Source organism: Rhodococcus sp. YH1, assembly GCF_009939605.1.
Lineage (GTDB): Bacteria > Actinomycetota > Actinomycetes > Mycobacteriales > Mycobacteriaceae > Rhodococcus > Rhodococcus aetherivorans.
This window is the reverse complement of sequence record NZ_WVTE01000075.1, coordinates 50454-66217: the sequence shown is the minus strand read 5'-3', so window position 1 is coordinate 66217 and position 15764 is coordinate 50454. Positions and strand designations below refer to the sequence as shown.

Annotated in this window: 12 protein-coding genes and 1 pseudogene; 11 read left to right on the top strand and 2 right to left on the bottom strand. The window is 66.9% G+C overall.

Annotated elements, in window-relative coordinates:
• Positions 1 to 262, bottom strand: a pseudogene (locus tag AIIKEEIJ_RS07815) (acetyl-CoA C-acyltransferase); the annotation flags it as partial.
• A 204-nt stretch (positions 263 to 466) separates the two neighbouring features.
• Positions 467 to 1486, bottom strand: coding sequence for a phosphotransferase (locus AIIKEEIJ_RS07810; protein WP_161995371.1), 1020 nt, complete (start codon positions 1484 to 1486; stop codon positions 467 to 469).
• A 508-nt stretch (positions 1487 to 1994) separates the two neighbouring features.
• Here AIIKEEIJ_RS07810 and AIIKEEIJ_RS07805 point away from each other — a divergent pair.
• From AIIKEEIJ_RS07805 to AIIKEEIJ_RS07755, 11 genes are all read left to right on the top strand, one after another.
• Positions 1995 to 3593, top strand: a complete 1599-nt coding sequence (locus tag AIIKEEIJ_RS07805) for a carboxyl transferase domain-containing protein (protein ID WP_161995362.1) — start codon at positions 1995 to 1997, stop codon at positions 3591 to 3593.
• Positions 3594 to 3604: 11 nt separating this feature from the next.
• The gene (locus AIIKEEIJ_RS07800; RefSeq protein WP_338020919.1) at positions 3605 to 5614 is read left to right on the top strand and encodes an ATP-binding protein; all 2010 of its coding nucleotides are present in this window, start codon (positions 3605 to 3607) and stop codon (positions 5612 to 5614) included.
• Positions 5611 to 7383: an acyclic terpene utilization AtuA family protein gene (locus AIIKEEIJ_RS07795; protein WP_161995361.1), complete on the top strand. Its 1773-nt coding sequence runs from the start codon at positions 5611 to 5613 to the stop codon at positions 7381 to 7383. The genes AIIKEEIJ_RS07800 and AIIKEEIJ_RS07795 overlap by 4 nt, the downstream gene beginning before the upstream one ends.
• Entirely contained in the window at positions 7380 to 8546 is a 1167-nt protein-coding gene (locus AIIKEEIJ_RS07790) for an acyl-CoA dehydrogenase family protein (protein ID WP_161995360.1), read from the top strand. The genes AIIKEEIJ_RS07795 and AIIKEEIJ_RS07790 overlap by 4 nt, the downstream gene beginning before the upstream one ends.
• Before the next feature lie 14 nt (positions 8547 to 8560).
• Positions 8561 to 9328: an enoyl-CoA hydratase-related protein gene (locus AIIKEEIJ_RS07785; RefSeq protein ID WP_161995369.1), complete on the top strand. Its 768-nt coding sequence runs from the start codon at positions 8561 to 8563 to the stop codon at positions 9326 to 9328.
• 53 nt (positions 9329 to 9381) lie between these two features.
• Entirely contained in the window at positions 9382 to 10938 is a 1557-nt protein-coding gene (locus tag AIIKEEIJ_RS07780) for a long-chain-fatty-acid--CoA ligase (RefSeq protein ID WP_161995359.1), read from the top strand.
• Positions 10939 to 11104: 166 nt separating this feature from the next.
• On the top strand, positions 11105 to 11800 hold the full coding sequence (locus AIIKEEIJ_RS07775) for a TetR/AcrR family transcriptional regulator (RefSeq protein ID WP_202916715.1): 696 nt from the start codon (positions 11105 to 11107) through the stop codon (positions 11798 to 11800).
• Positions 11801 to 11880: 80 nt separating this feature from the next.
• Positions 11881 to 12804 carry a LysR substrate-binding domain-containing protein gene (locus tag AIIKEEIJ_RS07770; RefSeq protein WP_161995358.1) on the top strand — a complete coding sequence of 308 codons (924 nt, stop codon included), beginning with the start codon at positions 11881 to 11883 and terminating at the stop codon, positions 12802 to 12804.
• A gap of 164 nt (positions 12805 to 12968) precedes the next feature.
• Positions 12969 to 13814 carry an SDR family NAD(P)-dependent oxidoreductase gene (locus tag AIIKEEIJ_RS07765; protein ID WP_161995357.1) on the top strand — a complete coding sequence of 282 codons (846 nt, stop codon included), beginning with the start codon at positions 12969 to 12971 and terminating at the stop codon, positions 13812 to 13814.
• Complete coding sequence (locus tag AIIKEEIJ_RS07760) at positions 13811 to 14644, top strand: TIGR03084 family metal-binding protein (protein ID WP_161995356.1); 834 nt, start codon at positions 13811 to 13813, stop codon at positions 14642 to 14644. The genes AIIKEEIJ_RS07765 and AIIKEEIJ_RS07760 overlap by 4 nt, the downstream gene beginning before the upstream one ends.
• A 361-nt stretch (positions 14645 to 15005) precedes the next feature.
• On the top strand, positions 15006 to 15746 hold the full coding sequence (locus tag AIIKEEIJ_RS07755; protein WP_161995355.1) for an SDR family oxidoreductase: 741 nt from the start codon (positions 15006 to 15008) through the stop codon (positions 15744 to 15746).
• The last annotated feature ends 18 nt before the right edge of the window (positions 15747 to 15764 follow it).

Below are 15764 nucleotides of genomic sequence, written 5' to 3'. Positions count from 1 at the left end.
GGTTGACGGTCACGCCGGGCAGGAAGTCGTAGCCCAACTGCACCGCGACGACGCGGGCGATGTTGAACCCGGACTGGCCGGCGGGCTGGCCGCAGCCGAGCAGCAGGTCGTCGATCTGGGTCGGGTCCAGCTCCGGCACCTTCGCCAGGGCGGCGGCGACCATCTGGGTGGCCAGGTCGTCCGGGCGCACGGTCTTGAGCGACCCCTTCATCGCCCGCCCGATGGGAGAACGGGCGGCGGAGACAATCACAGCTTCGGGCATCACATGCTCCTTGGGAGTTCGAGGCTGGGCCTTCGCAGACCGAGCCGGTTGGTCATACCGTGCCGTCGTCGGTGGAGCGGACGCGGCCAACGGCGTTCGAGGGCATTCGTCGCGGAAGCGAGCTGGGCGGGAGGTTGGTCGGTTCGCCGATGCTTTGTGGATTCGTCGCCGTCGGGGAGGCGGGAGCAACGTTTACGGAGTTCGTCACGTCAAGGAGCCGAGTCCTGCTGCCAGGAATTCGGGTACCGATTCACCGGCACGGTCGAATCCGGCTCCCACGGTCGCGCCCACGCGGTAGCGGTAATTGATGCCTTCGGCGATGACGGCGACCTTGAAGTAGGCCAGTGCCATGTAGAAGTTCCAGTGGTCCAGGGCTCGGCCTGAGGTCGCGGCGTAGCGCGAAGCCAGATCGTCGGTCGACGGAAGTCGGGGGCTTGTCCAGGCGCCGGGCTCTCCGAGAACGAGATCGAAGGCCGGATGCCGGTACACGCACATCAAGGCGACATCCGTGAGTGGATCTCCGAGAGTGGAAAGTTCCCAGTCGACCACGGCGGCCAATGTGCCGACGTCCTCGGAGGCCAGGATGGTGTTGTCGATGCGGTAGTCACCGTGGACGATGGACGCGTCCGTGTGCGTCGGTACGAGGTCGGTGAGCGCGTCGTACAGTTTGGTGACGTCGACCGAGTCCCGGGTCTTGACCCGGTCCCACTGCTTTGCCCACAGGTCGATCTGTCGTGTGACATACCCGTCCGGCCGGCCGAGTGTGCCCAATCCCACCGCCTGGTAGTCGACGGTGTGAAGTGCGCCGAGCACTCGAATCAGACCGGTCATACACGCGTCGATCTGGTCGTCGGACAGCGCCTCGATGTCCGACCCGGTCCGGAGAACCTGGCCTGAAACGTACTCGACGAGGGTGAACGGAGCCCCGAGGACCGTCTCGTCCTCGCAGAGGATGACGGGTGTGGCCACAGGGACGTCTGTGTGCTGCAGCGCGGATGTGATGCGGAATTCTCGTGCCACGTCATGGGCGGACGGGGTCCGTCCCGTTGTCGGTGGCCTCCGAAGAATCCAGCGCGAGGAGTCGTCGACGATGTGGTAGGTCAGGTTGGATTTGCCTCCCGAAATCAGCTCTGCCCGTAGATCTCCGTCGAGGGGAATGCCCGATCGGCGGAGAAAGTTCTGTAGCGCAGGAAGTTCGAGCCCTCGGTGTTGGGTGGTCAAGATATCTCCTCGTGTTCTGCCGGCGTGGCAGCGCTTGCCGTAGCCGCGGCAACAGCGCGCATGTACGTGTTGCTCGGGCGGGCGAGCGTCTACCTGGTGGCGGCGCCTCTCTCACGGCCGTTACCAGGTTCTGCCTACGGAGGGCACCGCAGCCGTTCGTGTCCCGAGCCCGCGAATGGCACCTACTCAGACGTGTTTCCGTTCGGCTGCTGATCGGGCGTGTCGGCGGCGCGGCGGTCGAGCGACGTACCGGGAGGGCGGTGTCCACCTCGTCTGGCGTGACAGTAGGCATCTGCAGATCAGCATGTCAACTACCGACGAGCTATTTGGCGAGCAAACGGCTATTGGCCGCACTCCAACTGTGAAAATGCCGCCTTCAACACTTGACAAGCTTGTCAAAGAAGGGCTGTAATCGAACAGTCCCACGAACCAGGTCGAACCGGCCGACGACGCTTCGCGGAAACCAGCGGTACGGGCTGCCGCCGAACTCTTAGCGCAATGAGGTGTGTTGATGACTGTGATCGAATCGAAGCTCGATCCGACGTCCGAGATTTTCGAGTGCGACCGACAAGCGATGCTCGCCGCGCTGCGGCCCCTCGAGGAGCTCGCGGTGCAGGTCCTCGAGGCGGGGGGCGGGAAAGCAGTCGACCGTCATCGTTCCCGGGGAAAGCTCCTCGCACGTGAGCGTGTCGATCTGCTGTTGGACGAGGACGCTCCCTTTCTGGAACTGTCCTGCTACGCGGGTGCCCACGATCCCCGATCCCAGCCGGGTGCCCGTCTGATCACGGGTGTCGGCACGGTCAACGGCGTCGAATGCATGATCCTCGCCAACCAGTCGACGGTGAAGGGGGGATCGCTCAACCCCGATGCCGTGGCCAAGCAGCTGCGCGCGCTGGAGATCGCCGAACGCAACAGGCTGCCGCTGATCACACTGGTCGAGTCGGGCGGCGCCGATCTGCCCACCCAGGCAGACATCTTCGTTCCCGGTGGGCGGACGTTTCGTGAACTGACCCGGCTGACCGCTGCCGGCATTCCCACCATCTCCTTGGTGTTCGGCAGCTCGACCGCCGGCGGCGCCTACATGCCGGGCATGAGCGAATACACGGTGCTCGTCAAACACGCCGCCTCGGTCTATCTCGGCGGCCCACCGCTGGTGAAGATGGCGATCAACGAAGATATCGACGACGAAGCCCTCGGCGGGGCCGAGATGCACGCCCGAGTCTCCGGGCTGGCAGATTACCTGGCTGAGGACGAGCACGATGCCATCCGCATCGGCCGCCAGATCGTGGCCGACCTGCATTGGCGCAAGGCCGGTCCCGTCCCGTCACTGCCCGCCGATCCGCCGGCCTACGACGAGGCGGAGCTGCTCGGATGCGCGCCGGCCGACCCACGACGGGCGGTGGAGGTACGGGAAATCCTGGCCCGGATACTCGACGGTTCGCGGTTCGACGAATTCAAACCGCTCTACGGCACCCAGTTGGTGACCGGCTGGGGCTCAATCGCCGGCTACCCGGTCGGCATCCTCGCCAACAACGGCATCCTGTTCTCCGAGGAGGCCAACAAGGGAGCCCACTTCATTCAGCTCGCCAACGCCCACGGCATCCCGCTGTTGTTCGTCCAGAACATCACCGGCTTCATGGTCGGCTCCGCGGCCGAACGCGGCGGCATCATCAAGGACGGGGCGAAGCTGATCAATGCGGTCTCCAACTCGACCGTCCCGCATCTGACCCTCATGGTCGGCGCCTCGTACGGTGCCGGCAACTACGCCATGTCCGGACGCGCCTACGACCCGCGCTTCGTGTTCACCTGGCCGAACCACCGCATCGCCGTCATGGGCGGCCCCCAGCTCGGTGGCGTGATGTCGATCATCCGGCGCACAGCGGCAGCACGGTCGGGCGTCGACTACGACGATGTCGAGGACGCCCGGGTACGCCGCGAGATCGAAGAGATGATCGAGACCCAGTCGAGCGCGGTGTACGCCACCGGGCGCCTGTGGGACGACGGCGTCATCGATCCGCGGCACACCCGCACCGTGCTGGGGTTGGCCCTGTCGGCGACGCACTCGGCCCCCGTCGCCGGCGCGACCCGATTCGCCCCCTTCCGGATGTGAGGAAAACAACCGTGAGCAGCAACCGCATCACCACCCTTCTCGTCGCCAACCGGGGGGAGATCGCACGACGGATCATCCGCAGCGCACGCGCCCTGGGAATCCGCACCGTCGCGGTGTACTCGGACCCGGACGCTCGGTCACCCCACGTCCTCGATGCCGATCTCGCGGTCGCCCTCGGTGGCACCGCAAGCGCGGACTCGTACCTGCGCGCCGACAAGATCATCGACGCCGCCCGTCGAGCGGGTGCCGACGCGATCCATCCCGGATACGGATTCCTGTCCGAAAACGCGGAGTTCGCCGAGGCCTGCCGCCGGGCCGACATCCTGTTCGTCGGCCCCTCACCGGAGTCGATGCGCAGCATGGGCCTGAAGGACCAGGCGAAGGCGATCGCGCGACGAGCCGGAGTTCCGGTGCTGCCGGACGCCGAGATCACCGGTGACGACCCCACAGCCTGGGCGGCGGCAGCCCGCGAGGTCGGCTTCCCACTGCTAGTGAAGGCCACCGCGGGCGGCGGCGGTAAGGGAATGCGCCGGGTCGACGATCTCGACACTCTCGTCGACGCCGTCGCCGGTGCCCGCCGGGAGGCCGCCAGCTCGTTCGGCAATGCGACGGTATTCCTCGAGCGTTACCTGGACAAGGCTCGGCACATCGAGATCCAGGTGTTCGGGGACGCACACGGATCGGCGGTGCATCTCGGGGAACGTGAATGCTCCGTGCAGCGCCGGCACCAGAAGGTGCTCGAAGAGGCGCCGTCACCGGTCGTCGGGCCCGAGCTCCGGGAGAAGATGGGCGCGACCGCGGTATCTCTGGTCCGCGAACTCCGCTATCTCGGCGCCGGTACGGTCGAGTACCTGCTCGACGACCGCACGGGCGAGTTCTTCTTCCTCGAGATGAACACCCGTCTGCAGGTCGAACACCCGGTGACCGAGGAAGTCACGGGCCTGGATCTGGTGGCGCTGCAGCTGCGTGTCGCACAGGGTCAGGCCTTGGGGATCGAACAGGCGGACGTCGTTCCGCGCGGCCACGCGATCGAGGTCCGGCTCTACGCCGAGGATCCCGCCCGTGGTTTTCTGCCCACCCCGGGCCCGCTCCATCTGTTGGAGTACCCGGAGCGTCCGGGGCTGCGCTACGAGGTCGGTGTGTCCGCGCCCGGCGAGGTCTCGGCCTACTACGACCCGATGATGGCGAAGATCATCGCCCGTGCGGACAGCCGCGAGGAGGCGGCCGCCGCGCTCGCCTCGGCGCTGGACGCCACGCGAATCCACGGTCTGGTGACGAACCGCAACTTCCTCGCGGCCCTGCTTCGTGACCCGGACTTCTTGTCCGGCGCAACATGTACCGACTTCCTCGACCATCACCAGGACCTTCTCGATCCTGCTCCCGCCACCCCGACGGTGGTACACCTGGCCGCCGGACTGGCAGCGTCGGTCTCTCGTCGGCGCGCCGCGAACCCGGTGACCGGGTTCGCCGCCCCCGGATTCCGGACGCTCGCCGCAGAGATGCTGACGTCCGCGGTGTGGCAGCCTGTCGGGCAAGAGCCCATGACGGTCGCCTACCGCCTGGCCGCACCGTCCGGCGACACCGAGCTCGTCCTCGACCTGGACGGCACCCGCCAGCGCTTCGACCTGATCGATCTCGGTGCCGACACGGTCCGGGTGCGATACGACGGCGTGGACTACCCGTGTGCCGTCGCGACCCATCGGGACGGCACGATCTGGATCAACGATGCGACCAGCCAGTCCGGCTGGGCACCGCAGCCGCGCCTACCCGACCGCACCGTGCTGGCCGCGTCCGCGGCGGGCCCGGTCAGTGAGGTGCCCGGGACCGTCGTCGCCGTCCTCGTCAGTGAGGGCGACACCGTCGCCGCAGGCCAGAAACTGGTCGTACTCGAAGCCATGAAAATGGAACACCCCGCGCTGGCCGGCGCCGACGGAGTGGTCCAGAAGATCAACGTGTCGGTCGGTCAGTACGTCGACGCGCAGACCGAACTGGTGACAATCGGCGCCGAGGGGGAAGTATGAACACGACGACACCGTTACGCATCGCCAACTGTTCCGGCTTCTTCGGTGACCGCTTGTCGGCAGCCCGCGAGATGATCGACGGCGGCCCCATCGACGTGCTCACCGGTGACTGGCTGGCCGAACTGACGATGGGACTGCTGGCCAAACAGCGACTCCGCACCCCCGGATCCGGCTATGCCCGCACCTTCGTCACCCAGCTCGACGACGTGCTGGGCGACTGCCTCGACCGAGGAATCAAGATCGTGTCCAACGCCGGCGGACTCGATCCGCACGGCTGCGCCGCGCAGGTCACCGCGATCGCCGAGCGACTCGGCCGCACCGTTCGAGTAGCGGTCGTCGACGGTGACGACGCCACCGAGCTGTTCGCACGGGAACGCGCCCGCGGATGGGAAGCTCCGCATCTGGACTCCGGTCAGGCCTTTCCCACTGACGTCGACCCGATCGTCGTCAATGCCTACCTGGGCGCCTGGGGGATCGTCGAGGCATTGCGGGCCGGGGCCGACGTGGTGATCACCGGCCGCGTCACCGACGCCGCCGTCATCGTCGGACCGGCGGCCTGGCACTTCGGCTGGGACCGAACGGACTGGGATGCGCTGGCCGGCGCGGTCGCCGCCGGCCACGTGATCGAGTGCGGTGCACAGGCCACCGGAGGAAACTATTCGTTCTTCACCGAGATCCCCGAGATGAGCGAGGTCGGATTTCCGATCGCCGAGATCTACCCGGACGGCTCCTCGGTCATCACCAAACACCCCGGAACCGGTGGTGCCGTCACGACCGAGACGGTCACGGCGCAGCTGCTGTACGAGATCGACGGCCCCCGCTACGCGAACCCCGACGTCGTCACCCGACTGGACACCGTGCACGTGGAATCGGTCGGTGCCGACCGGGTGCGCCTGTCCGGAGTCCGGGGAGAACCGGCCCCGGCGACCGTCAAGGTCGGTGCGGTGTTCTCCGGTGGATGGCGCAACGACACCACCTTCGTCCTGACCGGAACCCACATCGAGGACAAGGCCCGAGTCGTCCAGGATGCACTGTGGCAACGTATCCCGGACGGCGAGAAGGCATTCGACAGCGTAACCGTGCGGCTGCTGCGTGCCGATCGGTCCGATCCGGCCACGATGGAAGAGGCCGTCGCGCTGCTGACGATCACCGTCACGGGTACGGATCGCCAGCGAGTGAGTCGGTTCTCCCGAGCCGCCGTGGAGATCGGACTGGCCACCTATCCGGGCACGTACTTCACCGCCCCTCCGGGAACCGGCACCGAGTTCACCGTGTTCTGGCCCACCCTCATGCGGTCCGAGCTGTTCGACCAGCGCGTCACCCTCGGCGCGCGCACCTGGACCGTGCCCGGCGCCCCCGCGTCGGCGGAACTGCCCGACATCCACCCACCCACCCCGCCGAGCACGAAGACGTACCACGGACCGACACAGCGGCTGCCGCTCGGCGCGGTCCTGGGCGCACGTTCGGGCGACAAGGCCGGTAACGCCACCCTCGGTGTGTGGGCCCGCACCGACGAGGGCCACACCTGGCTGCGCTCCTGGTGGAGCGAGGACACCGTGCGGGAGTTGCTGCCCGAAGCGGCAGGCTGCGAGCTGCGAATGTGGGAGCTTCCGCTGCTGCGCGCCTGCGGCGTGACCATCGTCGGGTTGCTCGGCCGGGGCGTGGCCGCCAATCCACACCTCGATTCCCAGGCGAAGGGCCTGGGTGAGTATCTGCGCGCCAAACACGTCGACATCCCGACCACCCTACTGCCCCTGGAGACCCGATGACCTCCGCGAACGAGCTCTGGTACACCGACGAGCGTCGCGCCCTCCGTGAGGCCGTGCGCGGCTTCACCCGTCGCGAAATCGTGCCGAACCTGCCGGCATGGGAGGAAGCCGGCGAATTACCCCGATCCCTGCACGAGAAGGCCGCCGAGCTCGGCCTGCTGGGATTCGATTTCCCCGAGAAGGCCGGCGGTGAGGGCGACTTCATCGATCTGATGGTCGCCAACGAGGAGATTATCCTCGCCGGCGGGAGCACGGGGGTTACCTCGGCACTGTTCTCCCATACCATCGGCGCGCCGCATATCGCGGCCGCCGGTGACCCGTGGCAACTCGACGAGTTCGTCCGTCCCGTCGTTGCCGGCACCAAGATTGCGTCTCTCGGCGTCACCGAGCCCGGCACCGGCTCGGACGTCGGCTCCATCACCACTCGCGCGGTGCGTGACGGCGACGAGTACGTGATCACCGGCGGAAAGACCTTCATCACCTCGGGAACCCGCGCGGACTTCGTCACGGTCGCCGCCCGTACCGGCGGCCCGGGCCATCGCGGGGTCTCGTTGCTGATCGTCGAGTCCGATCGCCCGGGCTTCACGGTCGCCTCGAGGCTGAAGAAGATGGGGTGGCTGTGTTCGGACACCGCCGAACTCGTCTTCGACCAGGTGCGGGTGCCCGCCCGTAACCTCATCGGGCAGGAGAACACCGGCTTCCTCCAGATCATGCAGCGCTTCGAATCCGAGCGGCTCACGCTCGCGGTGCAGGCGGTGGCGACCGCAGAACGCTGCGTCGGCCTGGCGAAGGAGCACGCGACGGTCCGCACGACGTTCGGCGTGCCCCTGGCCGAACGGCAGGTGATCCGGCACAAGCTCGCGGAGATGCAGCGACAGACGATGGTGGCACGCACCTACGTCCGCGACGTGACCGCTCGGTGGGCGGCCGGTGAGGATGTCGGCGCGGAGGTCGCGATGGCGAAGAACACCGCGGTCGCTGCCTGTGACTTCGTGGTCGACGAGGCGGTACAGATCCACGGTGGCATGGGCTACATGCGTGAGACCGAGGTCGAGCGGCACTATCGTGACTCGCGCATCCTCGGTATCGGCGGGGGGACGAACGAGATCATGAACGAGATCATCGCCAAGCGGTTGCTGGGCGCACCCCGGGCGGACCGATGACGGCCGCCACGCCGATGAGCCGGCAAGAGCTGGTGCACAGCGACGTCACCCGGGGCATCGCCACCGTGACGCTCGATTCCCCCGGCAACCGCAACGCGCTGTCCTCGCACCTGTGCTCGCAGATGCTCGCCCAGCTGACCGCGGCCCTGCAGGACGACGAGGTCCGTGTCGTCGTCGTAACCCACACCGGACCGGTGTTCTGCGCCGGCGCGGATCTGAAGGAGGACCCGCAACGCAAGGGTGCCGCTGCGCGGGACTTCTGCGCCGTCCTCGAGTTGTTGTGGACCTCCCCGAAGCCGGTGGTTGCCCGCCTCGCGGGCCCGGCACGCGCCGGCGGCACCGGTTTGGTCGCGGCATGTGATTTCGCCGTCGCGGTAGATACCGTCACCTTTGCCTTCACCGAGGTGCGGATCGGGGTCGTCCCGGCGGTCATCTCGGTGCCGCTGCGACACCGAGTCGTGCCGCATGCGCTTCATCGGCTGTTCCTGACCGGCGACACATTCGATGCTCATCACGCGGCGCGCATCGGCTTGCTCAGTGCGGTGGCGCCGCCCGACGAGCTCGAGGGCGAAATCGATCGCCTCGTCGAGATGCTGCTGATGAGCGCTCCGAGGGCGTGGACCGGAACAAAGCAACTTCTCCGGTCCGATGTCCCGTCGATTGCCGACGAGCTGTCGACGATGCAGGACGTGTCGGCGAGGTACTTCCGGTCCGACGAGGCCAGAGAAGGAATGCGGTCATTCGCCGAGCGGCGCCGTCCGACATGGGCTCCGCACAGCTGAGCGGGCACCTCGCCGCGGCGGGGCAGTGACACCAAGACCTTAGGAGAGATGAAATGCAAGGCGGAATCGGGGACTGGATCGTACGGCGTGCCCATCGCCGACCCAACGCGACCGCACTGATCGACGGCGAAAGCGGCCGGACGGTGCCGTACGTGGACCTCGAGCGTGACGTGGCCGCCACGGCGGCCTCACTGCACGAACTCGGAGTGCGCCGCGGGGACCGTGTCGCGATCTTGATGGAGAACTCCATCGAATTCGTGCGCGTGCTGTTCGCCGCGGCGAATCTCGGCGCCATCGTCGTCCCGGTCAACTTTCGGCTCAACGCCCGAGAAGTCCGGTACATTCTCGCCGACTCCGGCGCCCTCGTGCTCGCGGTGTCCGACAGATTCCGGGACCTTGCGACCGATGCCCTGGCCGAGGGCGGGCACGGTGTCCGGCGGATCCTCGTCGAAACCGCCGGTGCGCCGATCGGGGACTACCCTGTCTCGAGGCTCGACGAGTTGCTCACTGCGCCTCGGCGGGGTCCTGATCCGCTCGTTCGCGCCGAGGACACGTGCGTGATCATGTACACCTCCGGCACCACCGGCTCCCCCAAGGGAGCGATGCTCACGCACGGAAACATGCAGTGGAATGCGTTCAACATGGCCACGGTGGGCAGCGGGCTGTCGGGTTCGACGGCGACCATCGCGGTGGCGCCGATGTTCCACATCGGTGCGCTGGGCCTGTCCGTGCTGCCCATCCTCTACGCCGGCGGCACCGTGATCACGGTGCGCGCGTTCGATCCGCACCGGACCCTGGAGTTGATGCAGCGGTACCAGACCACGACCCAGTTCATGGTGCCGGCGATGTGGGCGGCGCTGTCGAAGGTGCCGGATTTCGACTCCTACGACGTCTCGTCGATGCAGTACGTGCTCTGCGGCGGCGCTCCGTGCCCGCTTCCGGTGATCGAGTTCTACCAGCAGCGCGGCTGGATGTTCCTGGAAGGGTTCGGGATGACCGAGGCTTCGCCGAACACGCTGTTGCTGGACGAGGAGTCGGTGGTCTCGCACGCCGGTTCGGTGGGCCGACCGTTCATGCATGTCGACGTGCGGATCGTCGACAACGAGGATCACGATGTCGCGGTCGGTGAGGTCGGCGAACTGGTGCTGCGCGGCCCGAACATTTTCGCGGGGTATTGGGGCCGACCGGCGGAGACGGCCGAAGCCACCCGGGGCGGCTGGTTCCACACCGGTGATCTCGGACGGGCCGACGCCGACGGCTTCATCACTTTGGTGGACCGGAAGAAGGACATGATCATCTCCGGGGGAGAGAACGTCTACCCGATCGAGGTGGAACAGGTCCTCTACCGCCACCCCGCAGTCTCGGAAGTCGCCGTCATCGGCGTCCCGGACGAGAAGTGGGGGGAGACGGTCGTGGCGGTGGTGGTACCCGAGGGCGACGGCATCGACGAAGCAGAGCTGATCGACTACACACGCAACCGCATCGCACACTTCAAATGCCCGCGTCGGGTGGTGTTTGTCGAGGAATTGCCTTACACCGCAACGGGAAAGCTCCTCAAGCGCACACTGAGGGAGCAATTCACCGGTGTGGCTGCGACCGTGCACCGCTGACCCGTGAGAGATGATCGGCCGACCCGTCGGATCGGTGTGCCACGTCAGACCGCTTCCGTCCTCGTGATTCGGCGGCGTCCACGGCTGGATGACTCGCGTGTCATATCATCGACGGACGGGCGTGGCCCCGGCGAGCGGCGGAGCCGTCCCGGAAAGGAGACAGGCAATGGCACAGCCCGTGCGAGCGGCATCTTCGGGCAGCGAGGGTGCGGCTGCGGCTGACAGCAAGGGCAACGGTGGCGGCGGCCAGCCGGTGCCGGTCCAGTCGCTGTCGGCGCGCGGCAAGAGAACCCGTGCCGCGCTCATCCAAGCGGCCCGGGACGCCTTCGAGGAGGTCGGCCTCAACGAGGCCCGGGTCGCCGACATCACACGGCGCGCGGAAGTCTCCTACGGCAGCTTCTACACCTACTTCGAGTCCAAGGAGGAGATCTTCCGGGAAGTGGTCAAGCAGGTGACCGGGGAGATGTTCGAGGCGTCTGCGGTCGGTGACGCGGCGGGCTCGAGCCCTCGGGACCGTTTGGCGGCGGCCAATCGGCGCTACCTGCAGGCGTATGCGCGTAACGCCCGGATCATGGGGTTGATCGAGGAGGTCGCCCCCTACGACTCCTACTCACAGGAGCTGCTCAAAGGGATTCGCGGCCTGTTCCTGGGTCGGATCGAACACGGCGTGCGCCATCAACAGAAAGTGGGTCGGCTCGACCCGGAACTCGATCCGCAGGTCGTTGCCCGGCTCCTCGGCGGGATGATCGAGCAGGTGGCCCGGGCGTCGTTCATCCAGGGCGAGCCGTACGACGAGGATGTCGTCGTCCACACCCTGACCACCTTGTGGTCGAACGCGGTGGGATCCGTGTCCGACGAGTGACCGTTGGTCGAGCAGCAGGCGGCATCTGCCCGGAATTGTGATCTGTACCATATGAGCGAGGCGGGGTAGACGGAGGTGCGATGGACCTGCGACAGCTGCAGTACCTGGTCGCCGTCGCGGAGGAAGGCAGTGTGCGCCGCGCCGCCCGGCGGCTCTACATGGCGCAGCCGCCTCTGTCCCAAGCGTTGCTCCGGCTCGAACGTGATCTGGGTGTCGAGCTCTTCACCCGGACCAGCAGGGGTGTGATTCTCACCGACGCAGGACGAGAACTTGTCGGCCGGGCCCGCGACATCTTGCACCAGGTCGAGGACGCGCGATCCGCCGTGCAGGCGACGGCCCCGGACGACAGCGCGACCTTGCGGATCGGGGCGGTGGCCGGACCGTTGTCCGCCGGCGAGCTCACCAGGCCCATCCTCGAGGCGTTCCGGGCGCTGCACCCCGATGTCACCGTCAGACTGCGGGACACCAGTTTCGCCGATCAGGTCGACCTGGTCGCGAGCGGAGTGATCGATGTGGCGCTTGTGCGTTGCCCCGTCGTGCACGACGACGTCGATGTCATACCGATTGCGGCGGAGCCACGGGCGCTCTTCGTGCGGAGCACACACGAATTAGCGTCCGAGCAAACTCTTTCCGTGGCCGACGTCATCGAGTATCCGATGCTCGGCCTCGATGCGCCGGAGTGGTTCTCGAGTTTCTGGCAGTTGGACCCCGAACGCGGGCATTCCCTGGTCGATACGCAACTCCCACCGGTGTCGACGGTGCAGGGCATCCAGCTGGCGCTGGCAGCCGCCCCGCTTGTCGTGACCGGTTGTGCCACGATGGCGCGATTTGCCCCTTCGCCGTTGATTCGGGCCATCGAGTTGCCCGACGCGAGCCCGTCGATCATCGGGGTCGCGTACCGGCGCGGGGACACCAGACCGGTTGTTCGGTCCTTCCTCGAGGCGGCGGCGACGGCGGCCGCGGAGAACATCGCTCTGCTTCCGAACGCCACCAGCAGCGTCTGAGCCTCCGTCTGCGGGATGGACGCGGCGGGCGTCCAATCGTGCTCCTGCGGGACGAGGACACTTGACCATGTACTTGACATAGATGTCAAATAGATGTCGGTCCTCTGCAGGCACCTTCTGTGCGCTTCTGTGCGCTTCTTCGTCAATCGAAAGGTCTCGAACATATGCACCCTCGCAACGACCCGCCCTGGCTTCAGGGCGCAGGGATCGTCGTCACCGGCGCCGGTAACGGCATCGGCCGCGCGCTCGCGCATCGACTGGCCCGCGCCGGAGCGCGGGTGGTCGTCAACGACCTCGACCCGCACGCATGCATGGCCGTCGCCGAGGAAGTCGGCGGATACGCCGTACCGGGCGATGCGGCAGCCGAAAGTGCCGTACACGATCTGGTCGTGCAGGCACGGCAGGCGATCGGCTCGATCGATGTCTTCTTCGCCAACGCAGGCATCGAGACAGGTGCGGACGACGCGGAACCCGCCTGGGATCGATCATGGAACGTGAACGTGATGGCCCACGTGCGCGCCTTGCGCGAACTCCTGCCCGAGTGGTTGGAGCAGGGGAAAGGACGTTTCGTCGTCACCGCATCGGCAGCAGGGCTGCTCACGATGCTCGGTTCCGGACCGTACTCGGTCACCAAACACGCAGCAGTCGCGCACGCCGAATGGGTCTCCGCCACCTACGGGGACCGCGGCATCACGGTCCAGTGCCTGTGCCCTCAAGGTGTTCGGACCCAGATGTTGCCTACCAACGAGGTCGGCGACGTCGTATTCGGCATTGGCGTTCTCGAAGCCGACCAGGTTGCCGACGAGGTGCTGAACGCCCTCGGCGACGACCGCTTCTACATCCTCCCGCACCCGCAAGTGGCGCAGTACTACGCCATGCGGGCCACCGAACCCGATCGATGGCTGCAGGGCATGCGACGCCTGCGGCGAAAGATCGACAACGCGGCGTCTACCCGCGCTGCACAGCCCAACGCACCGATGACCGACGAAACGACAGGACCGAAATCGTGAGCACATACGCGCACCTCATCGACGACCTTCAAGCCGAGCAGGCGGCTCTCGACGACGTCGTGGCAGCCTTCGGCGACACCGAATGGAACCGTCTCACCCCCGCGGACGGATGGACGAGCCGGCATCAGATCGCTCACCTCGCCTTCTTCGACGCCGCAGCCGAGATGTCACTCACCGATCCCGAGGCGTTCGCCGAACAGCGACACCGAGCAGATCAGGACCCGGACGCCTACAGCATCGCAGTGCTCGAACCGCTGCTCGAGCTGTCTTCGGCACAACTTCTCGAAACGTGGCGACAGGGTCGCCGATCGCTGCTGCACGCGTTCCGTTCGGCCACGCCCGGCGCGCGCCACCCCTGGTACGGGCCTTCCATGAGCCTGGCGTCGATGGTCACCGCCCGGCTGATGGAGACCTGGGCGCACGGGCAGGACATCGCCGATACCGTCGGCGTCGTGCGGCCGGTGACGTCGCGGTTGGAGCACATCGCCCGGATCGCGTGCCTTGCGCTTCCTTTCAGCTTCGTCAATCGTGGCGTGCCGGTACCGGCCACCGGCGTGCGCGTGTCCCTGTCCGTCGCCCCGGACCGGACATGGGAGTTCGGCGACGAGCACCTCGAGGATTCGGTCAGTGGACCGATCGAGGACTTCTGCCTGGTGCTGACCCGCCGACGCCACGTCGCCGACACCGCCCTGGTCACCACCGGGCCGATTGCCAGGGCGTGGATGACGCTCGGTCAGGCCTATGCCGGCCCCCCCGGGCACGGGCGGACGCCTGGTCAGTTCGTGGAGCAGACACCCCAGACCGGGACGGAACAGAGCACACGGGTCTGACCTCGGCCACGACGCGGGCCCACACCGCGAGCATGTCGGTCCTCGCGCATACCGTGTCCACGGCTCATAAATCGTGATTCCCATGTCATGTCCGGATTATGGCTGTCCTTCTGCGGTGATATCGGATAAGTCTCACACGATCAAGCCAAATCACTGACATTCCTGTCATTTATGGGAGATGGTGATGTCGCTGACGCTGTAGACGTTCGGCGGTAGAGGTGCAACGAGCCCGAGACGTTCGAGCAGCCCACCCGGCGCGTCGGCACCAAGAGGCCTTGACCGGCTGCAATCGATAATGTCAGGAGCAGACATGCCATCATTCGGAGTTCACACGCCCGAGTTCCCGTCGACCGGCTGCGCGGTGGTGTTCGGCGCCACCGGGGGAATCGGTGCCGCCACGGCGGGCTTGCTCGCCGAACGCGGCTGTGATGTCGTGCTGACATACCGATCCCGAGAAGCGGACGCGGAGAAACTCGCCACATCGATTCGGGAGCTGGGACGCAACGCGACGGCGCTGTCCTGCGATGTGACCGACCGGGAGTCCGTGGCAGCTGTCGTGGACGCCGCGCTGGCCGAGCACGGTCGGATTCACACCGTGGTGTCGGCCGCCGGCCTGGTCTTCCGCACCCGGCCGTTGATCGAGTTCACCGACGACGAATTCGCCGGCGTAATCCAGACCGATGTTCTCGGCTTCTTCAATATCGCCAAGGCAACCGTGCCGGCGCTGCGAGCCGGAGGCGGTGGCTCGATCACCGCACTGATCACCACAGCGGTGGACCGCACGGTTCCCACGGACGCACTGTCCGCCACACCCAAGGCGGCGGTCGCCATGATGATGCGGATGTTGGCCACCGAAGAAGCCGCCCACGGCATCCGGGCGAACGCGGTCGGCCCCGGCGTGGTCGAAGGTGGAATGGTTCCGCCGATGCGCGATGCCGACCAGGTCACGCGCGACCTTCTGGAGCTTGCCGTGGGACAGACGCCGTTGGCGCGCCTCGCGCTCCCCGAAGAAATCGCGGAGGCGATCGCTTTCCTGGCCTCCAGCAAGGCCTCATACATCACCGGGCAACGCCTGATGGTCGACGGGGGGCTCGCCACCTGAGCGACCCCGATCGTCTTG